This is a genomic window from Leifsonia sp. NPDC080035, assembly GCF_040050925.1.
In the GTDB taxonomy this organism is placed as follows: domain Bacteria; phylum Actinomycetota; class Actinomycetes; order Actinomycetales; family Microbacteriaceae; genus Leifsonia.
The window spans coordinates 524143-548369 of the sequence record NZ_CP157390.1; the positions used below are offsets into that span (position 1 = coordinate 524143).

At 70.2% G+C, this 24227-nt stretch carries 22 protein-coding genes; 2 read left to right on the plus strand and 20 right to left on the minus strand.

Annotated features, from left to right (window positions below; all coding sequences use genetic code 11):
* Positions 1-88 precede the first annotated feature (88 nt).
* The 4 genes from rpsG to AAME72_RS02635 form a co-directional block, all read right to left on the minus strand.
* A complete protein-coding gene (gene rpsG / locus AAME72_RS02620) occupies positions 89-559 on the minus strand; it encodes a 30S ribosomal protein S7 (protein WP_301212339.1) in 471 nt (156 codons plus the stop codon).
* Positions 559-933 (minus strand): 30S ribosomal protein S12, encoded by a 375-nt coding sequence (rpsL, locus tag AAME72_RS02625; RefSeq protein WP_011186743.1) that lies wholly within the window; start codon positions 931-933, stop codon positions 559-561. Before rpsL ends, rpsG begins: the two co-directional genes overlap by 1 nt.
* A gap of 312 nt (positions 934-1245) precedes the next feature.
* Complete coding sequence (locus AAME72_RS02630; RefSeq protein ID WP_348788685.1) at positions 1246-2259, minus strand: hypothetical protein; 1014 nt, start codon at positions 2257-2259, stop codon at positions 1246-1248.
* Between the two features lie 140 nt (positions 2260-2399).
* Complete coding sequence (locus AAME72_RS02635; protein WP_314146762.1) at positions 2400-2696, minus strand: WXG100 family type VII secretion target; 297 nt, start codon at positions 2694-2696, stop codon at positions 2400-2402.
* 154 nt (positions 2697-2850) lie between these two features.
* On the opposite strand from AAME72_RS02635, the gene AAME72_RS02640 reads away from it, so the two are divergent.
* Complete coding sequence (locus AAME72_RS02640; protein ID WP_348788686.1) at positions 2851-3609, plus strand: hypothetical protein; 759 nt, start codon at positions 2851-2853, stop codon at positions 3607-3609.
* Here the strand turns inward: AAME72_RS02640 and AAME72_RS02645 are convergent.
* Genes AAME72_RS02645 through AAME72_RS02660 form a run of 4 tightly spaced genes read right to left on the minus strand, consistent with a single transcriptional unit; the run spans position 3569 to position 6455 of the window.
* Complete coding sequence (locus AAME72_RS02645; protein ID WP_348788687.1) at positions 3569-4165, minus strand: hypothetical protein; 597 nt, start codon at positions 4163-4165, stop codon at positions 3569-3571. The two genes, AAME72_RS02640 and AAME72_RS02645, sit on opposite strands and share 41 nt — an antisense overlap.
* Positions 4162-4770: a hypothetical protein gene (locus AAME72_RS02650; protein ID WP_348788688.1), complete on the minus strand. Its 609-nt coding sequence runs from the start codon at positions 4768-4770 to the stop codon at positions 4162-4164. Before AAME72_RS02650 ends, AAME72_RS02645 begins: the two co-directional genes overlap by 4 nt.
* A gap of 4 nt (positions 4771-4774) precedes the next feature.
* Entirely contained in the window at positions 4775-6148 is a 1374-nt protein-coding gene (locus tag AAME72_RS02655) for a putative T7SS-secreted protein (protein ID WP_348788689.1), read from the minus strand.
* Positions 6149-6167: 19 nt separating this feature from the next.
* Positions 6168-6455, minus strand: coding sequence for a hypothetical protein (locus AAME72_RS02660; RefSeq protein WP_314146757.1), 288 nt, complete (start codon positions 6453-6455; stop codon positions 6168-6170).
* Between the two features lie 164 nt (positions 6456-6619).
* Between AAME72_RS02660 and AAME72_RS02665 the strand changes: the two genes are divergently transcribed.
* Positions 6620-11101 (plus strand): FtsK/SpoIIIE domain-containing protein, encoded by a 4482-nt coding sequence (locus AAME72_RS02665; protein ID WP_348788690.1) that lies wholly within the window; start codon positions 6620-6622, stop codon positions 11099-11101.
* A 3-nt stretch (positions 11102-11104) separates the two neighbouring features.
* Here the strand turns inward: AAME72_RS02665 and AAME72_RS02670 are convergent, their stop codons facing one another.
* The 12 genes from AAME72_RS02670 to AAME72_RS02725 all read right to left on the minus strand — a co-directional run bounded on the left by AAME72_RS02670 (position 11105) and on the right by AAME72_RS02725 (position 24213).
* Positions 11105-11599: a DUF6121 family protein gene (locus AAME72_RS02670; RefSeq protein WP_348788691.1), complete on the minus strand. Its 495-nt coding sequence runs from the start codon at positions 11597-11599 to the stop codon at positions 11105-11107.
* A gap of 15 nt (positions 11600-11614) precedes the next feature.
* Positions 11615-12829 (minus strand): hypothetical protein, encoded by a 1215-nt coding sequence (locus AAME72_RS02675; RefSeq protein ID WP_348788692.1) that lies wholly within the window; start codon positions 12827-12829, stop codon positions 11615-11617.
* Between the two features lie 102 nt (positions 12830-12931).
* Positions 12932-13681 (minus strand): hypothetical protein, encoded by a 750-nt coding sequence (locus AAME72_RS02680; RefSeq protein WP_348788693.1) that lies wholly within the window; start codon positions 13679-13681, stop codon positions 12932-12934.
* A 2-nt stretch (positions 13682-13683) separates the two neighbouring features.
* Positions 13684-14568 carry a hypothetical protein gene (locus AAME72_RS02685; RefSeq protein ID WP_348788694.1) on the minus strand — a complete coding sequence of 295 codons (885 nt, stop codon included), beginning with the start codon at positions 14566-14568 and terminating at the stop codon, positions 13684-13686.
* Entirely contained in the window at positions 14565-15614 is a 1050-nt protein-coding gene (pilM, locus tag AAME72_RS02690; RefSeq protein ID WP_348788695.1) for a type IV pilus assembly protein PilM, read from the minus strand. The genes AAME72_RS02685 and pilM overlap by 4 nt, the downstream gene beginning before the upstream one ends.
* A 20-nt stretch (positions 15615-15634) precedes the next feature.
* Complete coding sequence (locus AAME72_RS02695) at positions 15635-16474, minus strand: prepilin peptidase (RefSeq protein ID WP_348788696.1); 840 nt, start codon at positions 16472-16474, stop codon at positions 15635-15637.
* Complete coding sequence (locus AAME72_RS02700; RefSeq protein ID WP_348788697.1) at positions 16471-18258, minus strand: hypothetical protein; 1788 nt, start codon at positions 18256-18258, stop codon at positions 16471-16473. Before AAME72_RS02700 ends, AAME72_RS02695 begins: the two co-directional genes overlap by 4 nt.
* Complete coding sequence (locus AAME72_RS02705) at positions 18255-18989, minus strand: prepilin-type N-terminal cleavage/methylation domain-containing protein (RefSeq protein ID WP_348788698.1); 735 nt, start codon at positions 18987-18989, stop codon at positions 18255-18257. The genes AAME72_RS02700 and AAME72_RS02705 overlap by 4 nt, the downstream gene beginning before the upstream one ends.
* On the minus strand, positions 18986-20377 hold the full coding sequence (locus AAME72_RS02710) for a prepilin-type N-terminal cleavage/methylation domain-containing protein (protein ID WP_348788699.1): 1392 nt from the start codon (positions 20375-20377) through the stop codon (positions 18986-18988). The genes AAME72_RS02705 and AAME72_RS02710 overlap by 4 nt, the downstream gene beginning before the upstream one ends.
* A 102-nt stretch (positions 20378-20479) precedes the next feature.
* Positions 20480-20962, minus strand: coding sequence for a prepilin-type N-terminal cleavage/methylation domain-containing protein (locus AAME72_RS02715; protein WP_348788700.1), 483 nt, complete (start codon positions 20960-20962; stop codon positions 20480-20482).
* Positions 20963-21128: 166 nt separating this feature from the next.
* Positions 21129-22355: a type II secretion system F family protein gene (locus AAME72_RS02720; RefSeq protein ID WP_348788701.1), complete on the minus strand. Its 1227-nt coding sequence runs from the start codon at positions 22353-22355 to the stop codon at positions 21129-21131.
* Positions 22356-22371: 16 nt separating this feature from the next.
* Entirely contained in the window at positions 22372-24213 is a 1842-nt protein-coding gene (locus AAME72_RS02725) for a PilT/PilU family type 4a pilus ATPase (RefSeq protein ID WP_348788702.1), read from the minus strand.
* Positions 24214-24227: the final 14 nt, after the last annotated feature.

Here is a 24227-nt window from a genome sequence, read left to right on the forward strand (position 1 = left end):
CCGTCCGGGTGCGGCGCTCACGAAGAGTGCAACACCCGGACGGACGCCAGTGTTTCCTGGATGACTTGGGTTACCAGCGGTGCCGTGCTTACCAGCGGTAGTGGGCGAAGGCCTTGTTCGACTCGGCCATCTTGTGCGTGTCCTCGCGGCGCTTCACCGCGGCGCCGAGGCCGTTGGAAGCGTCGAGGATCTCGTTGGTGAGACGCTCGGTCATCGTCTTCTCGCGACGACCCTTGGCGTAGCTGGTGAGCCAGCGCAGCGCGAGCGTGTTCGCGCGGTGCGGCTTGACCTCGACCGGGACCTGGTAGGTCGAGCCGCCGACGCGGCGGCTGCGGACCTCGAGGGTCGGGCGGATGTTGTCCAGCGCCTTCTTGAGCGTGGTGACCGCGTCCTGGCCGGACTTCGAGGCGACGCCCTCGAGCGCGTCGTAGACGATGCGCTCGGCGAGGCCCTTCTTGCCGTCGAGGAGGATCTTGTTGACGAGCTGGCTGACGACCGGCGCGCCGTACACCGGGTCGGCGACGACGGGGCGCTTCGGAGCGGGACCCTTGCGAGGCATTACTTCTTCTCCATCTTCGCGCCGTAGCGGCTGCGAGCCTGCTTGCGGTTCTTCACGGCCTGGGTGTCGAGGGCGCCACGGACGATCTTGTAGCGCACACCGGGGAGGTCCTTCACACGACCGCCGCGGACGAGCACCATCGAGTGCTCCTGCAGGTTGTGGCCCTCACCGGGGATGTACGCGGTGACCTCGGTCCCGTTCGAGAGCTTGACACGGGCGACCTTGCGAAGCGCCGAGTTCGGCTTCTTCGGGGTGGTCGTGTAGACGCGGGTGCACACGCCGCGCTGCTGGGGGTTGGCCTTCAGGGCGGGCGCCTTGGTCTTCGTGACCTTCGGCGTCCGGCCCTTGCGGACCAACTGCTGAATGGTTGGCACTGACTTCTCCTTATATGGACTGCACGGTGACAGTTGTTGCTTTTTCCCCGCACCCCGATCCACCCGCGTCGCGGGTCGATTCGGGATTCGAGGGGTATCGGACCGATGGCCGATATGCCGTGGGGGCGGTGATTCCGTGCGGTCTCTCCGCCCATCGGATGAGTACGTGCCGGCTCGCTCGGTGTCGGCCCTCGCGAGCACACAACAAGCGCGCGACAGAGCGCACACCCGATAAATACTATCGTCCGCGCGGTTGACGGTCAAATGAACGCGGGCGTGCTAGTGCCGTGTCCGCGCAGGGCGAAAGGGCGGTCAGCCCTGCGAGGAACCGTCGTTCCGCAGCGGCGTGAAGACGGCGCCGTCACCGGTGAAGGTCACCGTTCCCGCGTACGCGAACGGGATGTCGCCCGTGGTGACGTGCGTCGTCGCCCCGTCGGTGATCCTGGTCAGCGTGGCGGAGGCCGTCACGGTGCCCCCCGACGCGCGGACGTCCCAGCCGCCGTCATACCAGTCCCCGTACAGGATGTCGACGTCGGGTCGGGCGACGAGGGACCAGTGCAGGTCGCTTATCCGGATGCCGTCGGTCGCCGGCTCCCCCACCGTGAAGGGGCAGTTGGCGGGCGCCGCGTCCTGCGTGGCAAGACACGCGTCCAGCCAGGACTCGACGGCCGCCTTGGCGTCGGCGTAGCCGGTCTCGGAGAGCCGGGCGGCGAAGACGGTCGGCGTGACGACGCTGCCAGAGGGGTGCGAGATGGCGACACCGCTATCGGCGGAGAAGTCGGAGCTCGCGGAGGTCACGTCCACGGGGTAGCTGCCGGGAAGCGCGCGGAGCTTGAGTACGCCGGTGCCCGGCTTCGGCGTGACGCCGGCGATCCTGAAGGTGAGGCCCGTCGGGCCGGCGACCTGGACCTCGACGGTGTCGGGGGTCACCGGGGCGAGCGCCCAGAGCGGCAGGAACGGCAGGCCGCCCGCCCGCACCACCCGGAACGTGCGCTCGTATGGCCGGTCGCCCTGCTGCACCGTCGCCTTCACCGTCGTCACGCCCTTACGGGTGACCGGTGCGGCCAGCGTGTACGAGGTGATCCGGTCGGACGCGGTTGCGTACGCCTTCTCGGTGAGGAGCAGGTCGCCGTCGCGCGCTGCGATGCCGCCGAGCCGCATCGCCTCCTTCGCCTTGCCGTGCACCAGTGCGTCCAGGTAGTGGGCGACGGCGATCCGTGGCGTCGCCTGCACCGCGGCGATCGTGGTGGCGGAGAAGAACGCGGCCGCCGCGGTGGACAGGACCGCGGCTGCGACGAGCGCCCACCAGTACCAAAGGATGCGCACCCGGCGTGGCGGCGCTGCAGCAGGCTCGAGACTCACGGTTCCCCCTTCGACCGAGGGACAGCCTATGGCCGAACGCCGACGAGCGCGGGCACCCGTTCGGGGTACCCGCGCTCGTCTGGAAGCGTGCGTGCCGGTCCGGCTCAGCCGCCGATGCCCTTGGCGAGCTCGCTGTCCACGTTCTGCAGGGCGTCCGCCGCCTTGGTGAGGAACTGCGACATCCCGTCGAGACCGTTCACGGCCTCGGTGGTGCCCTTCGTGAACTGCTCGTAGGAGCTGTGGAACGCTCCGGACGCCTGGTCGGTGACGAAGCCGCCGTTGACGAGGCCGTTCACGAGGTTCTGGAGCTCGTGCAGCTTGGCGGTGATGTCGTCCTTGCCCGCGGTGAGGCGGTTGGCGGCATCGGTCATCTCGCCGTACGTGACGTTCATGTTGGCCATGAGGAGTTGGTCCCTTCGGTGTCGTCTGGAAGGCCGTCCCCCGGGGCCGGCCAGCTGTCATCCACCTAACCAGGACGGCGGCGTGGACGGAATGGGGAGCGGTACCCATCCCCTCCGCTCGCGTGCGTGGACGGGCCGGTCTAGCCTGGGACGCGTGCCGAAATACAGCCCGATGAAGCCCAACCCGGCCTCGCCCGCTGCCCGCTCCGCCGCGGCGAAGACGCGATCCGACCGCTCCGCGACCCCGCCGTCGGGGACGGAGCGCGCGCTGCGTCCGTTCGGCTATCTGCTGATCGCGCTCGTGTGGACCGTGCTCGCCGTCGTGGTGCTCGCCCTCCCGCTCGCCCTCACCATCGGGCTCGGCATCGACGGCGACTTCAGCGCGCGGGCGTTCCTCCTGGAGTCGGACGTCGTCTCCACGGTGCTCTTCCTGCTGCTCGTCGTCGTCCTCCTCGTCCCGCTGCTCGGCTACGCGTACGTGACGCTGGCGCTCGGGGCCGTCCCGCTCGCGGTGCTCGCCTGGACGTACGTCGTCCGCAGCCTCTCGCCGGGATACGCCGGCGAGAGGCTCTCGAGCACCGGCTGGTCGCGCGACGTGATCGGCCCGATCACCGTGCTGCCGACCGCGATGTCCCTGCTCCCGGTCCGGTTGACGCCGTGGACGGAGTTCTGGGCGCGGGTGATGTTCCTCGGCTGGCGCCCGAGCCGCGGGGTGCTGCTTGCGGGCATTCCGTACGGGCTCGCCTCGTTCCTGCTCGCCGGCTGGCTGCTGTGGCCCGTCGGGCCGGTCGCCGCCGTGGTCTGGACGATCGTGACGCTCGCGCTGGTGGCACTGACGGTGCTGCTGGTCGTCCGCGCGGCGCGCGGTCAGCTCAACCGGCAGCCGGCCGCTCGAGCGGTGCGCGGAAGCTGATCGAGTCGACGATCGCGTCGAACAGCTCCAGGTAGAGGTCGGGGTCGGTGACCATTGGCGCATTCACCCGCAGGTGGATGATCCGCTCGCCGTCCGGCGCCTCGAACCGGTAGTCGGCGAGCAGTTCGGGCGCCGACTCCTCCTCGTAGGTCGTCTGCCGCACGCTCGAGCGCCTGCGGACGGGGCCGAACGAGAACGCGAGCGGTTCCCCGTCCGGGAAGGCCCGCTCCAGCCGCGCCTCCGCGTCGTCACCCGCGGGCAGCGCCTCGCGCGCCATCACGATCGACGCAGGGAACGGGACGCCGGGGAGGATCTCCATGGACATCGCGAGCGCGAACGCGTCGGAGTCCTCGGCGAGCGCGACCAGCTTCTCCAGCTCCGCCTTCGCCGTCCGGCGGACGCGGGCAAGGCGGTCGGCCCGGCCGACGCGCTCGCTGACCAGCCGGGCGATACTCCGCGCGGAGCGTTCCGGGTCGTTCAGCGGGATCATCGCCCAGGTGCCGGGGAAGACGATCGTGAGCTCGTCCTCGACGGTCACGGACCGCGCGTCGCTCATGCCGCCTCCCCGAGGGTGACGCGGACGGAGTCGGCGATCGCCTGCGTCTCGGCGACCATGTCGTCGAAGCCGCCGATGAACCCGGAGCGGAAGATCGTGTGGAACGCCTGCGCGGCGCCGACCGGGAAGATCGCGAACACGACCCGCTGCTCCAGCAGCGCGTCCCCGGCCGCGTCGTCCTCCAGCGCGGTCAGGTGGGTGAAGCCGACGAGCTCGCCGAGGGGATGCGCGGTCCGCCACGAGCGGTAGCCGATCACCTCGTAGCCCGGCTCCCTGTGCGCGCTCTCGGCGTCGGTCGCGGCGAGGTAGCTCTCGGGGGTGTCGTCGACCTCCAGCCGGAGCAGCTCGTACGTCTGGTAGGCGGAGATGACCCCGGCGGTCGGCTCGGGGACGTAGACCCTGGCGCGCGTCGCGCCCGTCGGGTCCTCGGCGTGCAGCACCTGCTGCAGCACGCGGAGCTGCGCCGCCATGCCCGGGGACGCGAGCGCAGACGCCAGCCGCTCCGGCCAGTCGTCCGAGCCCGGCTCGCCGAGCAGCTCGACGTCGAACCAGCCCTCCGGCGCCTCGAAGGAGATGTCGACGATGTCGCGCGGCCTCAGTGACATCCGCTCAGCCTCCCCAGACGTTGTTGGACTTGTACGTCGGCGTGTACCTGTCGGCGTGGTCGACCGCGAACTTGGTCAGGTCGACGCTCGGCAGCTTCGGGGCGTCCGAGTGCGCAGGGCCGCCGCTGAACTTGTTCACGAGCGTGTCGATGGAGTTCGGCACGTTCGCCAGCCCCGCGGCCTTGTTGTACAGCGCGCTGCCCTGATGGTACGCGACGACCGCCGTGAGCGGGTTCCGCCACTGGAGGTCGCGGGCGTCGTGGATCACGGCCGACGTCATGTTCTTGTCGATGCCGAGCAGCGTGCGCATCGCCTTCATCTTGTCCGCGCCGTCCGTGACCAGCGCCCGGTAGGCCTCGCGCTGGCCCGCGGCGGACTCGCCGGCCGCCTGCCAGATCTTGACCGGGTTGACGTCGTCCAGCGGCTTCTGGAACAGCTTGCTTCTCGCCGACGTCATCAGCCGGTCGGCGATGCGCAGCTTGAGCGCGTCCTGGGAGGTGCGCTGCGCACCGGCGGCGAGCTTCGGGACGCGGGCCAGACTCTTGACGCGCGCGGCCTTGCCGAGGAACGCGAAGATCCGTCCGCCGAAGAGGCTGAGCGCGACACCGACGGCGGCGCCGACGATGCCGAGGATGCTGCCCTCGCCCTTCGCGTACTTGACCACTGCGTCCACCAGCTTGATGACGGAGGCGACGAGGGCGATGACGACGAGGACCTGGCCGAGGATGGGCACCCAGGAGAAGAAGATCGCGAGCACGCCGGCGATGTCGCCGATGGTGCTGATCACATCCATGACCTTGTCCCAGAACCCGGGGTTCTTCAGACCGTTGTTGTGGTGGTCGACGACGTCGACGATCGCGTCGACCGCTTTCCTCGCCGCGCCGTCCTTCTTGTCCTTGGCGTCGTACCAGGCCTGGTGGGCGGCCTGCAGGGCGGCGTTCGCGTCCCTGGCGGCGTCGTCGGCGTCGTCCGCCGACTTCTTGGCCGTGGACGCGTCGTCGGGCTTGGCGTTCTGGGCGTCGGTGTGCGCGGTCTTCGCCGCCGTCTTCGCCGCGTCGGCGTCGGCCTGCTTGCTGTTGATCAGGGCGATGGCCTTGTCGGCGTCGTCCTTCGCCTCGCGGAGGGAGGCGGCGTAGGCGATGAGCGCGGACGCGGTCTTCGCGTAGCGGTCCTTGGCCTTCGAGATGTCGTCCGCGGTGTCCTTGGACATCTCCTTGAGCTTGTCGACCGCTTGAGATTTGTAGCCATCGACGTCGTGGATCTTGTTCAGCTCCTTCGACGCCCGCTGGATGGCCTCGCCGATCGCCTGGTAGTGCTTGGCCTTGGTCTCGAGCAGGTCGGGGTCGCCGGTCAGCGGCTGGAATTCCTTGTCACTCACTTCTTCTCCGCTCCCTGCTTCACTTCTTCTCTTCGAGGGCCTTGGCGAGGTCGCCGTCCACCTTGGTGAAGTTGTCCGCCACGGCCGCGATGACCTTCTGGACGTTCTCCACGTTCTCGGTCATGCTCTTGCGCTTCTCGTTCCACTTGTGCGCGAAGTCGCGCACGTGGCCGGCGAGCTCGTCGTGGCCGGTCGCGTCGGCGACGGAGTCGCTGAAGTCGTCTGCGTTGTGGAACTCGCGCACGACGGCGTCGAGGTCGTCGCGCAGCTGGACGAGTTCGTCGAGCTTGAGTACGAGGTCGGACACTTCTTCCCCCTTGGTCACGGGCATCCTGCCTTCAGCAACCTACCCGGGTGGGCCACGCGCATCCATGGGGAGCGGTCCCCATCCGGTGGGACAGAACCCAAGCCGCATCCATGGGGAGCGGTCCCCATCGTCGTCCACGCGCGCGCGTGGGTATGGTGCGTATCGTGCGCCTGAAACTCACCCTCGCCCGTTCCGCCGGAAGCACGGACGACATCGTCGTCACCGCCGACGCCGCCGCCAGCATCTCCGAGATCGCCGCGACCATCGGCCGCATCGACCCGAAGCGCACGGGCACGCTCGCCGACGACGCCGCGCTCACCCTGCGCGCGCAGCTGCCCGGCCAGGCCGAGCCGCTGATCCTGCCGCCGGACGCCCCGGTCGGCGAGGCGTGGATCGGGAGCGGCGCGACGGTCGCCCTCGCGGATGCCGGCCTGCACTACGCGCCCCCGGAGCTCGGCGAGACGCCGGTGCTCGCGACCCTGCGCATCCTGAGCGGTCCGGACGCCGGGCGCGACTTCCCGCTGCGCTCGGGCTCGACGGTGCTCGGCCGCGACGAGGGCTGCGACATCGTGCTGCAGGACCCGCTGGTGTCGAAGCGGCACGTCCGCTTCGAGGCGGGCGACGGTGTGGAGGTGGTCGACCTCGGCTCGGCGAACGGCGTCGTCGTCGACGGTGGCCTGGTCACCCGGTTCACCGTGCGCCGCTCCGAGACGCTGCTGATCGGCGACACCGAGGTGGAGCTGTCGGTCGCGGCGGGATCGGAGGCGCCGCAGGCGACGCCGACCGCCGGGCCGGTGTTCTTCAACCGGTCGCCGCGGGTGGAGCGCCGCTACACCGGGCAGGTGTTCCAGGCGCCGGAGGTGCCGGGAGAGAAGGACGACCCGCCCTTCCCGCTGCTGGCGATGATCGCGCCCGTGCTGCTCGGCGGCGCGATGTTCTTCATCACCCGCCAGCCGACGACGCTGCTGTTCGTACTGCTGTCCCCTGTGATGCTGATCGGCAACTACGTGGCGAGCCGCACCAGGGGAAAGCGCAAGCTGAAGAAGCAGATCGCCGTGTTCGAGCAGCGTCTCGCGGCGCTCACGGACAAGCTGGACGAGGAGCGTGTCCGGGAGACGGAGCTGCGTCGAGCGGAGACGCCGACGACGGCGGACGCGCTGTCCCAGGCCGTGCTGCGCGGGCCGCTGCTGTGGACCCGGCGCCCCGAGCACTGGTCGTTCCTGAACCTGCAGCTCGGGCGCGGCTCGATGACCTCGCGCAACAGCATCCAGTCGAGCGAACGCGGCGAGCTCATCCCGGAGTTCCAGGAGCGCCTGGATGCGGTGATCCGCTCGCACGAGCGCGTCGAGGACGTGCCGGTGCTCGACAACCTCTACGAGTCGGGCGCCCTCGGCATCGCAGGACCCGCGGAGCACGCGGCGGGGTCGGTCAACTCGGTGCTCGTGCAGCTGACCGCGCTGCACTCCCCCGCCGAGCTCGCCGTCGCCGCACTGGTCTCGCCGCGCTGGTCGAAGGAGCTGGGCTGGCTGAAGTGGATGCCGCACACCTCCTCCCCGCACAGCCCGGTCGCCGGAGGACACCTGGCCGACAGCGCATCGAGCGCGGCGAGCGTGCTGAGCGCGCTCGAGGGGCTCGTGGAGGAGCGCCTGGCCACGGCGAAGCGGTCCGCGCAGCGCCGCGGAGCGATGGAGCAGGAGCGCGCGGCGCTCGAGCGCGGCGCCGAGGTCGGCGGCGGCCAGACGGTCGACGGCACGCCGTCCCCGGTGCCCGCCGTCGTCGTCGTCATCTCCGACGACGTCGCCCTCGATCGGGCCCGGCTCGTGCAGTTCGCGGAGGCCGCCGCCGACGCCGGTGTGTTCCCGGTCTGGATCTCCGACGACGTGGCGGCGCTCCCCGCCGTGTGCCGCACGTACCTCGCGCACACCGACCAGCCACACCGCGCCACCGCCGGCTTCGTGCGGCTGGGCGAGACGGTGACCGACGTCGTGACCGAGCCGGTCTCCGCCGCGACCGCGCTCGACTACGCGCGCCGGATGGCCCCGGTCATCGACGCGGGCGCCCTCGTCGCCGACGCCAGCGATCTGCCGCGCTCGGTGTCCCTCGTCACGCTGCTCGGCCACGAGCTGGCGGAGTCGTCGTCCGCGGTCATCGACCGCTGGCGGCAGAACGCGTCCATCCACGACCGCTCCTCAAGCGCTCGGCCCGCCAAACGCCGGCCGGGGACGCTGCGCGCGACCATCGGGTCGGCAGGGGTCGACCCGATGCACCTGGACCTGCGCACGCAGGGTCCGCACGCGCTCGTGGGCGGCACGACCGGCGCCGGTAAGAGCGAATTCCTGCAGGCGTGGGTGCTCGGGATGGCGGCGGAGTACAGCCCCGACAGGGTCACCTTCCTCTTCGTCGACTACAAGGGCGGCTCCGCCTTCGCCGACTGCGTCAACCTGCCGCACTGCGTCGGCCTCGTCACCGACCTCTCCCCGCACCTCGTGCGCCGTGCGCTGACCAGCCTCCGCGCCGAGCTGCACCACCGCGAGCACCTGCTCAACCGCAAGAAGGCCAAGGATCTGCTGGAGCTGGAGAAGCGCGGCGACCCGGACAGCCCTCCCGCGCTCGTGCTCGTGATCGACGAGTTCGCCGCGCTCGTCGGCGAGGTGCCCGAGTTCGTCGACGGCGTCGTGGACATCGCCCAGCGCGGACGCTCGCTCGGCATCCACCTGATCATGGCGACGCAGCGACCCGCCGGCGTGATCAAGGACAACCTGCGCGCCAACACCAACCTGCGCATCGCGCTGCGGATGGCGGACGAGTCCGACAGCCAGGACGTCGTCGGGGTGCCGGACGCGGCGCACTTCGACCAGGGGCTGCCGGGCCGCGGGATGGCGAAGACCGGTCCCGGCCGGCTGACCACCTTCCAGTCGGCGTACGGCGGCGGCTGGACGACCCGCGAGCCGGAACGAGCGGGCATCGAGGTCGCCGAGCTGAGGTTCGGCGGCGAGGTGCGCTGGGAGGAGGAGCGCCCGGCCGAGCAGCCGGACCGCGACCTCGGCCCGACGGACCAGCAACGTCTGGTCGCCTCGATCGTGCGCGCCCACAGCGCGGCGCGCATCCCCGCGCCCCGCCGCCCGTGGCTCGACGAGCTCGCCGCGGGCTACGACCTCGGCCTGCTGCGGCAGCGCACGGACGCGGAACTGCTGCTCGGCGTCTCCGACATCCCGGACCGTCAGGAGCAGCGCCCGGTGTACTTCCGGCCGGACGTGGACGGCAACCTGGCCATCTACGGCACCGGCGGCTCCGGCAAGTCCACGGTGCTGCGCACCATCGCCTCCGCCGCGGCGATCACGCCGCGCGGCGGCCCCGTGCACGTCTACGGCCTCGACTTCGGCGCGGGCAGCCTGCGGATGCTGGAGAAGCTGCCGCACGTCGGCTCGATCATCCCTGGCGACGACGCCGAGCGGATCATCCGGCTGTTCCGCACGCTGAAGCAGACGCTGGAGGAGCGCGGCCCGCGCTACGCGGAGGCGAACGCGTCCAGCATCACAGAGTACCGGTCGCTGACCGGGCGCCTGGACGAGCCGCGCATCCTGCTGCTGGTGGACGGCTTCCCGAGCTTCCGCGAGGACTTCGAGATCCCGGCGGGCCGCTCGCAGTGGTACGACGTGTTCCGCGACATCCTGGCCGACGGCCGCCGGCTCGGGATGCACGTCGCGCTCACCGGCGACCGTGCGGGCGCCGTGCCGACGGCGATCGGCGCGCTCGTGCAGCGCCGGGTCGTGTTGCGGCTCGCCGAGGACGGCTACGGGATGCTCGACGTGCCGAACGACATCCTCTCGCCCGCGTCCCCTCCCGGCCGCGCGATCGTGGACGGCTTCGAGACGCAGATCGCCGTGCTCGGCGGCTCCCGCGCCGTGTCCGACCAGTCCGAGGCGGTGCGGAGGCTCGCCGAGGCGATGGAGCGGGCGGGCATCCGGCCGGCGCCGGCCATCGGGTCGCTGCCGAAGGAGGTGCCGCTGTCCTCGCTGCCGGTCGCGCACGGCGACAGCCCGGTGCTCGGCGTCAGCGACGTGGACCTCGGCCCGTACGGGTTCGAGCCGAGCGGGACGATGCTGGTCGCAGGCCCACCGGCGAGCGGCCGGACCACCGCGCTCGCGACGCTCGCGTCCTCGCTCGCGCGCTTCGACCCGCAGGCGCGGCTCTACTACCTTGGCTCGTCGCGGTCGCCGCTCGCCGCCTCCCCGCTGTGGGCGGGCACGGCGCTCACGCCCGCCGACGCCGCCGAGCTCGCGAAGGACCTCACGGCGGCCGTCACCGATCCGGACACCGAGGGCAGGATCGCGGTGTTCGTGGAGAGCATCGGCGACTTCCTGCAGACCCCGGCCGACTCCCCGATCGTGGAGCTGGTGCGCGCCGCACGCCGCAGCGACCATCTGCTGGTTGCCGAGGCGGAGACGAGCGCGTGGGGGTCGTCGTGGCCGCTGCTCGGCGAGGTGAAGAACGGGCGGCGCGGGATCCTGCTGCAGCCGGACTCGATGGAGGGCGACCTGCTGCTGAAGACGCCGCTGCCGCGGCTGAACAGGTCGGAGTTCCCTCCCGGACGCGGGATGTACATCCACAAGGGCACGTTCACGCGGGTGCAGCTGCCGGTGTGACGCTCACTCGTCGTCGTCGCGCTCCCACGGCCAGCGCGGGCGGCCGCGCTGCTGGAACCGGCCGACCAGAACCAGCTGGTAGAGCAGGGTCACCACGAACGCGGCGACGGCGACGGTGAGCGAGTACCAGCTGAGCAGCTGGTCGAACGCGAACAGGAAGTAGTGGAACGGCTGGCTCGGGTCACCGGCCGCGCCGACCACACCGCCGGCGCCGATGTAGACCGCGTAGCAGGCGACCGCGACGCCGAACGCGACACCGGGGGCGACGCGCTGTGCGGCACCGGGCACGCGCCGGCCGAGCACGATCAGGAAGACCAGCAGCATCACGACCGCGGCGCCGGTCATCACCGGGCCGACCAGCGGCCCCGCCGACGGGTCGGCGATCACCTCGGTGTTCGTGGCCAGCGAGATCAGGCCGAACGCCGCGACCAGCACCGCCAGGTAGAGCCCGGCCGCGAAGCACGCGACGACCGTCGTGTACGCGCGCTCGTCACGCATCCGGCTGTGCTCCGATCAGTACCCCTGCTGCACGTAGGCGGCGGCCGCCTGGTTCTGGGCGTCGGCGAGCTGCTGCTCGTAGTCGGCCTGCGCCTCGGCGTTGCGCGCCTTGAGCTTGCGGCCGCGGGCGGCGAGCCAGGCGCCGGTCCAGATCGAGATCTCGCGGGCGAGCACGCCGGCGACGACCGCGAACGGGTTCGGCCACACGGTGCCGAGCAGGATCGCCCGCTCGCCGGGAGTCCGCTGCCAGTAGCGCAGGTCGATCAGGTCGGCCCCCACGTAGGCGAGGTAGACGAAGACGGCGACGAACAGGCCGCCGAGGATGTACGCCCACCAGCGCGCGCGGTTCACGATCTGGATGAGCACGACCATCCCGATGAAGAACGCGACGACGGGGACCCAGCCGGAGTAGTGCGCGGTGAAGTAGTCGCGGAGCGTGGAGAGCAGCTCGTTGCCCGGCGTGATGAGCGCGCCGATCAGGACGATCGCGACCACCCAGAGCAGCGCGAACGCGACGGTGCCGACCAGGGCGATGAGGATGCCGACGCCGCGGTTGCTCTTCTTCTTCGGCGGCTCGGGGCGCTGCAGGAAGATCGGAGCGACGGGCTGCGGTCCGGGCTGCTGGGGCGCGACCTGCGTGGCCGGCTCGGGAGCCCAGGTGGCCTCGCCGGCGGGGGCGGCGCCGTAGGCGGCGGTCGCGGTAGTCGCGCTGGACGCAGCGGATGCGTTTGACGCGTTGGACGCTTGCAGGTTCGCGGCCTCGGCGGCGGCGATGACGGGCGTGGCCGACTGCGCGGGCGAGGCGGTGTCGACGGATGCGGACCCGGCCGCTGTCGCGCCGGGCTGCCCGGACGGGTCGGTGGAGCGGGCGACGGCGGCGGCGACGTCGTCCTCGGTGGCGGCGGGAGACGGCTCGGGCTCGATGGCCTGCGCGGGCGCGGGTGCGGGCGCGGCTGCTGCCGGCGCGGCCTGTGCCGCATCCTCGCCGGCCGGGCGGTTCACGTGACCACGGGCGGAGACCGGGCTCGACGGCGGGTTCGTCACGTCGGGATCGGCGTCGCGCGGCTCGGCGGCGGACGGCTCCGCGGCCGCGGACTCGGCCGGGGAGGTCGCGGGTGCGGCCGGCGCGGACGCGGCGGCGCCTGCGGTGTCCGTGCTCCGCACGTCCTCGGCGCTCCCGGTGTTCGCGCCGTTCGGCTTCGGCGCGGGTTCCGGCGTGGTGTCGCTCATGATGCCACTCCTCGATCGGCCCGGTCGGGCATCCATCAGTCGTGCCCACTGTAGCAACGGGGCACCCCAATCCGAGGGAGGGCGGGCCGGGGGCGGGTCAGCTCACTTGGAGGCCTCCGCAGGCGGCTGCGCTGCACCGCCCTGCTGCTGAGCGCCGCCCGTCTGGCCGTCCGGCGTCAGCGAGAAGACGTAGCCGGCGATCTTGGCGTCGAGGGAACCCGGCGGCGCGTCCGCACCCGTGGTCGGGGCCGTGCTCAGCGAAGTGACGAGGAAGAGCCTCGATCCGCTCTGCAGTCCTTTGACGAAGGTGAGGATGTCCGCGTACTGGCCGCGGACCGTCACGGAGACCGGGCGCGCGGCGAAGTTCGTAGTCGTGATCAGGGAGTTCACGACGGGCGGGACGCCGGCCGTCGCCGCCGGAGTCGGGGCGGGCGTCGGCGCCGCGGTCGCCGCCGGAGCGGGGGTCTGCGTGCTCGACGGGGTCGCTGCTGCCGGAGGCGCGACCGGCGTGTAGGCGACGGCGTCGGAGAACGACTGGTCGACGCACACCACGTTCGAGGACGCGTACAGGGCGTTCAACTGATCGACGAAGGCCGGGATGGCGGACCCCTCCGGCACGGACGCCGCGAGCGAGGCGAGCTTCTTCTTCAGCGCGGGCAGATCCTCGGACTCCTTCTTCAGCTTCGCGATCGCCTGGGCGTACTGGTCGTTCGTGCTCTGCACGGAGGCGGTCTGAGACTCGGCGTCGCCGATCGCCGCGAGCTGGGGCTGCACGCCGAGGAACCAGCCGCCCGCGAGCACGAGGGCCATGACGAGCACGCTGCAGATGATCCACAGCCGGTTCTTGTCCATGCTCACTTCTCCTGGGAGTCGAACCGCCGGTCGAAGGCGGTCTCATTGATGTGCATCGTGATGCTGAGGGTGTAGGTCTTCGTCGTCTCATCCAGGCTCACGGAACCCGGGGTCGCGTCGGCGAAGCCGGGCAGCTTTGCGAGAGCCGTCAGCCAGACGGGCACGACCGGGAGCGTCGGGCTGGACGCCTCGAACGTGAGAGTTGCGACGCGGGCGCCCTGCAGGGGCGCGGTCGGCTGCGCGTAGGTCGCCAGCGGCGTCGACGAGTCGATGGTGACCGCCGTCATGCTGACGTCCCCTGGCAGTGTGGCCTGGACCTTCTGCAGGTAGTCCTTCCAGTCGATCTCCGTGGATGCGCCCACTTGCTGCGCGGCCTCGACGAGGGAGACCTGATCCTGCACCTTCCGTACCTCGGTGTACTGCGCCTGCTCGGCCAGGAGCTCCCCGGTGCGCGCCTGCGCCGCGACGAGATCGATCTGCGCCCGGATGCCGAGCACGGCCGTACCGCCGACGGCCGCGACCGTGATGAGGACGACTCCCAGCACGCCCCACGCGAGGGACCGGCGGACGCCGCGGGCCTTCCTGCGCGCGAGGACCTCCGGTGGGATCAGCGAGACGCGCGGTTCTCCGCCGACCGCGATCGGCGCGGGCGCGGCCTTCGGTGCGTCCTTCGCCGCGGCGGCCGCCCCACCCTTTGCGGCAACGGACGGAGGCGCGGCCGCGCCGCCGGGCGGGCCCTCCACCGGCGCCGGTGGTAGCGCCGGCGCCGCCGCGCGTCCCTTCGGCTGCTTGGCCTTGCCGGAACCGCCGATCGGGCGGGTCAGCCAATTGGTCTTCGCCGGCTTCTCGGCGGTCGCCGCCGAGGACGTCGTCTGGGTCCTGCTCATGCTGCACTTCCGATCGCCAGGCCCAGCGCCACCGTCAGGCTGGAGCGTTTCGCGCGGAGCTCATCCGCGTTCAAGGACCGGGACAACCCGACAGCAACGTAGGGGTCACCGGGCACGACGGGGAGGCGGGTCATCTCACCGAGCGCCTCCGGCAGTCCCTGCAGGCCCGCGCCGCCGCCGCTGAGCACGACGCGCTCGACGCGGGCGTCCGGGCGGGTGTTCACGAAGTAGTTGATCGTGTTCCGCAGGCTCGACAGCAGCTCGCCGGCGGCCTGGTAGATGATCTCCACCGCGCGCTGCTCGTCGACGCTGCTCACCTGCGAGGCGAGTCCGAGTGTGCGCTTGACCCCCTCCGCCTCGTGCGGGGCGATCTCGAGCCCGGAGCGGAGCGCCTCGGTCATGTCGCTGCCGCCGGCGGGGATGATGCGGACGAACTGCGGCACACCGTCGGCGGCGATCACGACCGTCGTGGTGTTCGCCCCGATGTCGACCAGCGCCGAGAATCCGCTCGGCTCGCCGCGGGTCAGCAGCACCCGGCTCAGCGCGAACGGGATGAGGTCGACGTCCACCGGCGTGAGACCGGCGAGCTCGGCGGCGCGGACGTTGGCGAGAACCGCATCCTTGACGGCCGCGATCAGCAGGCCGTTGACGACGGGGCCGCCCTCGCTCTGTCCGTACGAGACCGGGTAGAAGTCGAGGAGTGCGTCCGCGACCGGCACGGGCAGCATGTCCTGCACATGGAACGGGAGGGACTCGCGGATCCGCTCGATCGACATCAGCGGCATCGCCAGATCGCGCGCGAGCACCCGCTGGTTGCCCATCCCGAGCACGATGTCGCGCGTCTTGAAGCCGCCCTTGCGCCAGAGCTCGCGCAGCGCCGCGGCGACGGTGTTGGGCTCGAGCACCTCTCCGCGGTTCACCGCGCCTTCCGGCAGCGGGACCTCCGCGTGCCGCAACAGCGTCGGCTTCGGCTTTGCGGGGTCGGCGAGTTCGACGGCGCGGATCATGCCGTTGCCGATGTCCACACCCACGATGCTGGTCGACATGCCATCCTCCTTCCCCGGCCTCAGCCGAGTCCGATCAGAGCCAGGTAGCCCGCCCAGAGCGGTCCGCCGGCGAGAATTCCGAGCCACGCCCCGGCGAGCATCCACGGGCCGAATGGGATGCCGCTGCGCCGCGTGGCGCGCCGGGCGAGCGTGAGCGCGATGCCGTACACGCCCCCCAGGACGAACGCGGCGAAGACGCCGATCGCCAGCTGGGCCCAGCCGAGGGAGCCGAGGTACAGGCCGAGCACACCCGCGAGCTTGACGTCGCCGAAGCCCATCCCTCCCGGTCGGGCGAGCGCGAGGACGAGATAGAAGAGGAACGCCCCGACGCAGCCGACGGCCGCCGACAGCAGCCTCCCCCACTCGCCGTCGACGATCAGCGCCGCCCCGAGCAGGAGGCCGCCGACGGCATAGGCCGGCAGCACGATCCGGTTCGGCAGCGTGTGCGTGTCGATGTCGATCACGGCCAGGGCAACGCTGACTGCGGCGAGGTAGAGGAAGGCCGCCAGGGTCAGCGCGGCGGACACCGCGCTCCCCGTCCCGAATCCCGGCAGGAAGACGACCGCCACGACGACGAACAGCACGCCGGTCGCCGCCTCGACGACGGGGTAGCGCCAGTTGATCGGTTCGCGGCAGTCCCGGCACCGGCCGCGCAGTGCCAGCCAGGACAGCACGGGGATGTTGTCGTATGCCCGGATCGCCGAGCCGCATCCCGGGCACGCGCTCGGCGGACTCACGAGGGAGGCGCCGATCGGCAGGCGGTAGGCGACCACGTTCAGGAAGGAACCGACGGCGAGACCGAGCACCCCACCGAGAACGACGAGGGACCAGAGCAGCGCGGAGGCGGTCGCGCCGGTCATCCGGCTGCACTCCCGTCGGGCGTGAACGCCTTCGGCACCTCGACGAGCGTGCTCACGCCGTAGCTCGTGGAGACCGGCGAGAGGAATTTGGGCGGTGCCGTGTACTTGAAGCGGGGATCGTAGTTGTAGTTCTTGTCATATCCTGTGCCGGGCGAGCCCGCCGTTCCGACCGTGCCGCGGTACTCCTGGGCGATGGCGCCGTAGACGTTGAGCGTGCCGCGCTTCGCGGTGCCCTTGTCGTAGTTCTGCACCATGAAGGTGTGCGCCACCGAGAGGATCGCCGCGTAGATCGTGCGGTTCTTGCCGAGCAGCGGGGTGCTGCCGTTGAACGGGTTCCAGACCCAGACGGCGTTGTTGCCGACGAGGCCGAGGATGTCCTTGGTGGAGTCCTGGTAGAGCAGGTCGCCGGTGATGTACACGTAGTCCTGAGCGGCGACGGTGATCTGGCCGTGCACCGTTCCCTGAACGTAGACGTCGCCCTTGCGGCAGCCGTAGTGCGAGGGGCTCGCCGTCGGGACGTCCTCGTTCGCCATCGGGAAGGCGGCGGTGCCGAAGGTGAAGCCGGATCCGGTGGTCGGCGAGTTGGTGCAGGTGAAGCCGGTCGGCCAGGTGCCCGACGGCCAGCCGTTCTTGTCGGTGGTGGTCGGGACGGACGGTACGTCCTGCACGTAAATGAGGTTCTGCGGGATGACGGGAATGGTCGCACCACCGGGCGAACCGAGGCCATTGGCGACGTTGCCCGGCGTGCCGCACATGGCCGGCGTTCCCGATCCGGCCCCGGCTGGGTCGCCCTTGATCTGGGTGACCGAGGTGAACGGCGACTTCACGTTCATGTTCCCGTCCGAGGTGAACGTGATGATCGTCGGTCCCGTGTAGAGGCAGCCGGGCCGCTTGACCGAGTCCACGTCCAGCCGGGTCTCGGTCTTCATCTGCGAGTTGGTCTGCGGCATCCCGATCGTCGCATCCAGGGTCGGCGTGCCCTTGTTGAAGATCGGGTCGGCGCAGCCGTCCACCTTCGTGAAGAACGGCGTCTTGGGGTTGGACGTGGTCACCGGCCCGTTGAACGTCGACCCGCAGATGAGCAGGGTGTCGTTCGAATGCAGCGGGCCGTTGATGGTGTCGTTCGCGCCGAACTGGATCTCGGTGCAGGCGCTGGCATGGGTGTTCGTGGAGTAGTACCAGGCGTAGTTCGGCTTGCCGGTCGAGGTCGCGCACGCGCTGTTCGACTGCGACGGATCCTTCACCTCGAAGTCCGTGAAGTAGAGGAAGTCGATGAAGCCGGTCTGGCGCACGTTGACGACGATCGAGCGGATCTCGGTGCCGACCATCCCGGTCGAGCGCAGCCGGACGACGCCCGTCGTCGAGTACTGGGAGTTGTCGACCTCGTAGCGGTAGTAGGCGCGAGACGGCTTGTCCGGGTCGCCGGACGGGACCTGGGCCCACTTGTCGGGCCCCGTGCCCAGGAGCAGCGCCCGGTTCGTCGTCGGCGGGAGGGCACCCGTGCTGGTCGCCGAGAACGGCGCGTCCGGGTTCCGGTACTGCACGTAGGTGTTGTCGTTCGCCAGCCGGGCCTTGTAGTCCTCGAGCCCGGCGTACGCGGCGGCCATCGCGGCGTTCCAGTCGTCGTCCGTCCGCGACTTCATCGCGCCGCTGCCCGCGAAGGCGGCGGCGGTCGCGACGAGCATCACGAGGACGGTCCCGAAGATGACGACGGTGATCAGGGCCATGCCGTCCTCGCGGCCCTCGCGGATGGCGCGGAACCAGGCGTTGACACTCCGCATCATGAGATCACCCTGTTCTGTCCGAGGTTCGGGAGGCCGACGGAGTTCTGCAGCGTCACTGAGTGAGCGGTGACCCCGAGCTTGGTGAGGATGGTCAGCGACACCTGGACGGCGGCGATGGTCGCCAGCGTGGTCTTGACGTTGGCGACACCGCCCGCCGCTCCCGCGCTCGTCGTGATGGGGTTATTGCTCGCATCCAGATAGGTGAAGGTCCACGGGGCCGTGCCGGTCTGCGGCGCGATGGCGTCGGCGAGAATCCTGGTCTTCTGCGGGGTCGTGGACTCGGCGGGAAACGACCAGTAGCCGTTGCCGATGTTGGTCGCCGGCCAGATGTCCTCGTACAGCTTGCGGGTCGTCGCGTCGATGCGCAGCCGCACCTGGATGGGCTGCTGGGCGGTGCCGGTCAGGTTGACGAACGCGTAGAACAGCACCGACTCGTTGCGCGCGTAGACGAACGCGGGGTCGTTCGGCGGCGGCGTGCCGAAGCCGGTCGCCTGGATCGGGTTGTCGGTCCCGGCGCGCAGCATCCTGGCGACCTCGTTCATGGCGTTGGAGGCCGAGCGGGTGTTCTGGTTCGTGTTCTGCGCGTTGTCCATCGCGCGCGTGGTGCTGACGTAAAGGTTCGCGATGAGGGTGATGACGATGCCGAAGACGAACATCGCGACGATCCACTCGACCAGGCTGATGCCGCTCTCGTCGCGCCGCAGGCGGTGGTGCAGCCGCGCGGGGGTCACGGCTGCACCACCCGGGGGTCGAGGGTGAAGGCGCCGCCGGAGCCGATGGTGACACCGGTCGCGCCGGTGGGGACGGAGAGCCACGAGGAGGGCGCCACCGTCGTGGGGTTCGTTGACGTCCCGTACTTCAGGGTCCACGCTCCGTAGGGAAGGGCGATCGTCATCTTGCTGTTCGCGGACGCACCGAGCTGGGTGCTGAAGTCGATGGCCTGCGGCTTGGCGGTGCAGCCGGGGTCGCCGGAGACGAACGGCGCGGTGCTCACCGCCCGGATGGTGAGCTTGCCGGTCTGGTTCGACGGATTCGTTACCGTGATCGTGCCCATCGGCAGCTTCCCGATGTCCAGAGGCGTGGCGGTGGCGCCCGGTGCCACGGTGCCGGAGGGAGGGGCCGGCGCGGCGTAGGTCTTCCCCGCCGAGGTGTACTGGGGCCAGTCGCCGGGATTCGGGGACCGGCAGCCCGAGTTGGTGGAGTCGGTGTACGGGACATAGGTGCCGGCCACCACGTCGTACTCGGTCGACGGGAACAGCGTAGCGGTGGTCGGGGAGCTCGCCGCGGTGCTCCAGACGCCGTAGGTGCCGAGGAAGCTGACGCTCGCCGTCGATGGCACGATCACACCGCCCGTCGGCCAGGACCACTTCATCGTCCCGGCCTTGTCGTAGGTGAAGCTCGCGGAGGTGCTCTTGCCGGCCTCCACCTTGACGGTCGTCGACGACGGCGTCGGGTTCTGCAGCGGGTCGACGTAGCCGGGCAGGGACGCCGTGACGGTGTACGTGCCCGTTGGCACCTTGAGGACGTAGCTGCAGCCCATGCTGTCGGTCGCCGTCGGCACGGAGCCGGGGTTCGGCGAGACCGCCACGCCGACGCCCGCGACGGGCGTTCCGGCGGCGGACCGCGTCGAGACGAGGATGGTGCCGAGCGTGTCGATGCTGACCTTCGTTGAGGGTGCGATCACGGTGTCCGAGGTGACCGGCTGACCGATCATGTTCGGCCAGCTCACCTCGACACGGATGCGCTTGTAGAGCATGGACGACGCGGCGGAGGCGTTGCAGTTCACGTCCGCGCCGGACGCGTAGACCCAGCTGGCGATGCGCTTGATCGAGTAGACGAGGCCGGTGCCGGCGGGCACCCGCACCTGCTTGTCGGTGTCCGTGCTGTTGAGCGAGAACAGGTCGCCGCTGGAACGGTCGAGGTCGATCTCCTGCGCGGCGAGGTTGCTCGCGACGGCGCGCGACCGGGAGTCGCCGGTGATGGTGAACGCGGAGAGCAGCGAGTAGGCGACGCCGACGGAGATGATCGCGAAGATCATCATGGCGACGATCACCTCGATGAGGCTGACGCCGGACTCAGAGGTCCGGATGGAGCGCAGACGCGCGAGCAGAGCTGACATTGCGTTCACCTCCCCAGGGTCGGGTTCGGGATGGTGGTGGGTGGGGCTCGGGAGTGGGAAAGGGGCGCCGCGGGTGCGGCGCCCCTTTCGGGTCAGGCTGGGTTACGGGGTGTCCGCACCGCAGGTGGCCCCGCGCTTGGTTCCGGTGTTGTCGGTGACGTTGAACGACGGTGTCGAGGAGCTCTTACTCACGCCCACGAGGCAGAAGCCGTTGGTCGTAGTCGAGAACGTGATGCTCGTGGTGTTGTCGCTGATCGTGGCGCCGTACTTCGCTGCGTTCGTACCGAGCGTCGTGGAAGTCGGGAAGATCGCGGTCCCGGCGTCCGTGTAGGTCTTCCCGGGGTTGTCGTTCATCCATCCGATGATGGCGGTCTTGCCGTTGGTCAGGTCGGATTTCGTGCCGGTGTCCTTCGCGCCGTCCTGGATGCCCAGGTACACCGGGATGGCGATCGCGGCGAGGATGCCGATGATGATGACGACGACGAGGAGCTCGATCAGGGTGAAGCCCTTCTCGCCCTCCTCCAGGAGGTTCTTGCGGCGAGCGTTCAGCTTGCCCATGAGACGGAAGTACATTGCGCTGTCCATTCGGTCGGGTGAATGCGGGTATCGGACGGGTGCGAGTGCCCTTCCGTGGCTTGATGGTATTTCCGAGCAAATTTTGAGCAGAATCCCACAAAAGGGGGCAATTTCTCTGATACAGCACCCCAGTTATGGGGAGCCCTCGTTCAGGGGGTTTTCAGAATGTGAACGATCACTTCACGAGGCTGGAGATCTGGAAAATGGGCATGTAGAGCGCGATCACCATGCCGCCGATGACCACGCCGAGAAAGGCGATCATGAGCGGCTCGATCATTGCGGTGAGCTGCTCCGTGGCCGCCTCGACCTCCTGGTCGTAGAAGTCGGCGATCTTGTTCAGCATGGTCTCCAGCGACCCGGAGTCCTCGCCGACGGCGATCATCTGGGTCACCATGGCCGGGAACACCGGCTGGTCCGCGAGCGGGCCGGCGATCGACTCACCCTGCCGGACCGACTCGGCCACCTTCACGAGCGCGTTCTCGATCACCCAGTTGCCGGAGGTCTCCCCCACGATCTTCAGCGCCTGCAGGATCGGCACGCCCGCCCCGATCATGTTGGCGAAGTTGCGCGCGAACCGGGCGACGGCGATCTTCTTCATCAGCGACCCGAAGATGGGCAGCTTGAGCTTGACCGGATCGACCCGGCGCCGCACGTTCTCCGTGTTCTTGTTGCGGGTCCACCAGATCCCGCCCACGATGCCGCCGACGAGCAGCACGGGGGCCACCCACACCATCGCGTGCGAGAGCTCCACGAGGATCATCGTGGGCAGCGGCAGCTGGCCGCCGAGTCCCTTGAACATGTTCTCGAACACCGGGACGATGAACAGCAGCATCGCGATCACGGCGACCAGCGACATGATGAGCACGATCACCGGATAGGTCAGCGCCGACTTGATGGTGCCGCGGAGCTTGACGTCCTTCTCGAAGTTCGTCGCGATGGCCTCGAGGGACGAGTCGAGGAATCCGCCGGTCTCACCGGCGCGCACCATGTTGACCATGAGCGGCGGGAAGACGTCGCCGTGCTTGCGCATGGCGTCGGAGATGGCGATGCCCGACTCCACGTCGTCGCGCACGTGGCCCATGATCCCGGCGAGCTTCTTGTTCTCGGTCTGCTCCGCGATGATGTTGAGCGTGCGCAAGATGGAGAGTCCCGAGCCGATCATCGTCGCCATCTGACGGCTCATGATGGCGAGGTCCTTGAGCTTCACACCGCTGCCGAAGCCGATGTTGATCTCGCGGTTCAGGCCGGTGGCATCCGGCGCCTCCTCGATCGAGATCGGCGAGAGCCCCATGGTCCGCAGCCGGGAGGCGACGGCCGACTCGCCCGGCGCATCCAGCTTGCCCTTGACGACCTTCCCCTCGGCGTTGCGCCCGCGGTAGGCGTACGTCGTCGTCCCCGCCATCTAGCTCACCATCCCTCTACCTGACCGTTCCGGAGTAGCGGTCGCCGAAGTCCGGGCCGCCGGCGGCGATGGCCGCCGCGTCGGAGGAGGAGTCCACGCGCTGGATCAGCCGGGTGATCCCCTCGATGTCGTGCGCCTTCTCCATGGCCGCCCGCCGTGTGATCGTGCCGGAGTCCACCAGCTCCGCCAGGTGCTGGTCCATCGTGTGCATCCCGTCGCCGCGGCCGGCCTGCATCGCGGAGGCGATCTGGTAGGTCTTGCCCTCGCGGATGAGGTTGGCGATGGCCGGGGTCATCATCAGCACCTCGGTGGCCACGACGCGGCCGCGGCCGGACGCGCGCTTCACCAGGGTCTGGCAGACGACGCCCTGGAGCGTGGCGGCCAGCTGGGCGCGCACCTGGTCCTGCTGGTGCGGCGGGAAGACGTCGATCACGCGGTCGATCGTCTGCGGCGCGTCCTGGGTGTGCAGGGTCGCGAAGACGAGGTGGCCGGTCTCGGCGGCCGTCAGGGCGACCGAGATCGTCTCCAGGTCGCGGAGCTCGCCGATCAGGATGACGTCGGGGTCCTGGCGGAGGACGTGCTTCAGCGCGTTGTTGAAGCTGTGGGTGTCGTGCCCGACCTCGCGCTGGTTGACGATCGACCGCTTGTGCGTGTGCATGAACTCGATCGGGTCCTCGACCGTGACGATGTGGTCGGCGCGGGTGGAGTTCACGAGGTCGATCAGCGCGGCGAGTGTCGTCGACTTGCCGGAACCGGTCGGCCCGGTGACGAGCACCAGGCCGCGCGGCATGCCCGCGAAGGTCCCGATCGCCTCCGGGACCCCGAGCTCGCGCAGCTGCTTGATCTCGGTGGGGATGAGACGGAACGCTGCGCCGACCGAGCCACGCTGCTGGTACAGGTTCACGCGGAACCGGGAGTTAGCGGAGATCGTGAACGCGAAGTCCAGCTCCAGCTCGCGCTTGAAGACCTCGGCCTGACGCTCGGTCAGGAGGCTGGTGAGGGCGGAGAGCGTGCGCTCGTGGTTCCACGGCTCCGTGGTGCCCGCCGGGGTGAGCGAGCCGTCGATCCTGACCATCGGGGGTGCACCGACGGTCACGTGCAGGTCGGACGCCTTCTGCAGCACCACCTCGCGGAGCGCCGCGACGAGGTCGGGGTCGGCGGCGTCCAGCGCGGCACGCTCGGCCGGGGTGAGGGTGCCGGTGTCCTCGGCGAACGCGGCGGGCGCCGCCGTCTCGAACGGCGCGGACGGGGCGACCGGTTCCGCCGCGCGCCTGCCCTCCGGGACGAGCCGGGTGACGGGTGCGATGAACGGCGTAGCGGAGCCGTCGTCGAGGGAGTAGACGGCGGTGGGCGCAGGCTGCTCCGGCTCGTACGGGGCGGGGTCGTACGCCGGCGGCGCGGGGGTAGCGGCGTCGTACGCGGCGGCGGTGTACGTGGGCGCGTTGTACGCGGTCGGCTCGTACGCGGTCGGCGGCTCGTGTGCGGCCACCGGCTCGTACGCGGTCGGCTCGTACGCGGTCGGCTCGTACGCCGGGACAGGTGGCTCGAGCACCGGCGGTTCATACGCGACCGGTTCGTACGCGGCCGGCTCGTACACCGGCACCTGTGGGACCTCGGCCACCGGCAGCGGAGCCGTCGTCGTCGGTGGCTCGGAACCCTGCAGCACCGCCTCGAACGCCGGCGCGGCCGGCGGTTCCGCGAACGTCGGCGGGTTCAGGGGGAACGAGGGCGGCGCCAGCGGCGCGCCAGCGCCGGGGTGCCAGCCGTCCGCTGTGGCGCCGGGTGGCGTCACGGGGATCTCGTAGACCGGCTTCGGCGTCGGCGGCGTGAAACCGCCCCAGCTCGTCTCGTTCGTCATCGTGCCTCCTTGAC

What these genes read in the sequence shown, in the direction of transcription:
- AAME72_RS02715 (WP_348788700.1), bottom strand. Translation starts at nt 20,962, where the DNA reads ATGGACAGCGCAATGTACTTCCGTCTCATGGGCAAGCTGAACGCTCGC.
- AAME72_RS02635 (WP_314146762.1), bottom strand. Translation starts at nt 2,696, where the DNA reads ATGGCCAACATGAACGTCACGTACGGCGAGATGACCGATGCCGCCAAC.
- AAME72_RS02670 (WP_348788691.1), bottom strand. Translation starts at nt 11,599, where the DNA reads ATGCGTGACGAGCGCGCGTACACGACGGTCGTCGCGTGCTTCGCGGCC.
- AAME72_RS02720 (WP_348788701.1), bottom strand. Translation starts at nt 22,355, where the DNA reads ATGGCGGGGACGACGACGTACGCCTACCGCGGGCGCAACGCCGAGGGG.
- AAME72_RS02710 (WP_348788699.1), bottom strand. Translation starts at nt 20,377, where the DNA reads ATGTCAGCTCTGCTCGCGCGTCTGCGCTCCATCCGGACCTCTGAGTCC.
- rpsG (WP_301212339.1), bottom strand. Translation starts at nt 559, where the DNA reads ATGCCTCGCAAGGGTCCCGCTCCGAAGCGCCCCGTCGTCGCCGACCCG.
- AAME72_RS02675 (WP_348788692.1), bottom strand. Translation starts at nt 12,829, where the DNA reads ATGAGCGACACCACGCCGGAACCCGCGCCGAAGCCGAACGGCGCGAAC.
- AAME72_RS02650 (WP_348788688.1), bottom strand. Translation starts at nt 4,770, where the DNA reads ATGTCACTGAGGCCGCGCGACATCGTCGACATCTCCTTCGAGGCGCCG.
- AAME72_RS02680 (WP_348788693.1), bottom strand. Translation starts at nt 13,681, where the DNA reads ATGGACAAGAACCGGCTGTGGATCATCTGCAGCGTGCTCGTCATGGCC.
- AAME72_RS02725 (WP_348788702.1), bottom strand. Translation starts at nt 24,213, where the DNA reads ATGACGAACGAGACGAGCTGGGGCGGTTTCACGCCGCCGACGCCGAAG.
- AAME72_RS02695 (WP_348788696.1), bottom strand. Translation starts at nt 16,474, where the DNA reads ATGACCGGCGCGACCGCCTCCGCGCTGCTCTGGTCCCTCGTCGTTCTC.
- pilM (WP_348788695.1), bottom strand. Translation starts at nt 15,614, where the DNA reads ATGTCGACCAGCATCGTGGGTGTGGACATCGGCAACGGCATGATCCGC.
- AAME72_RS02700 (WP_348788697.1), bottom strand. Translation starts at nt 18,258, where the DNA reads ATGATGCGGAGTGTCAACGCCTGGTTCCGCGCCATCCGCGAGGGCCGC.
- AAME72_RS02685 (WP_348788694.1), bottom strand. Translation starts at nt 14,568, where the DNA reads ATGAGCAGGACCCAGACGACGTCCTCGGCGGCGACCGCCGAGAAGCCG.
- AAME72_RS02645 (WP_348788687.1), bottom strand. Translation starts at nt 4,165, where the DNA reads ATGAGCGACGCGCGGTCCGTGACCGTCGAGGACGAGCTCACGATCGTC.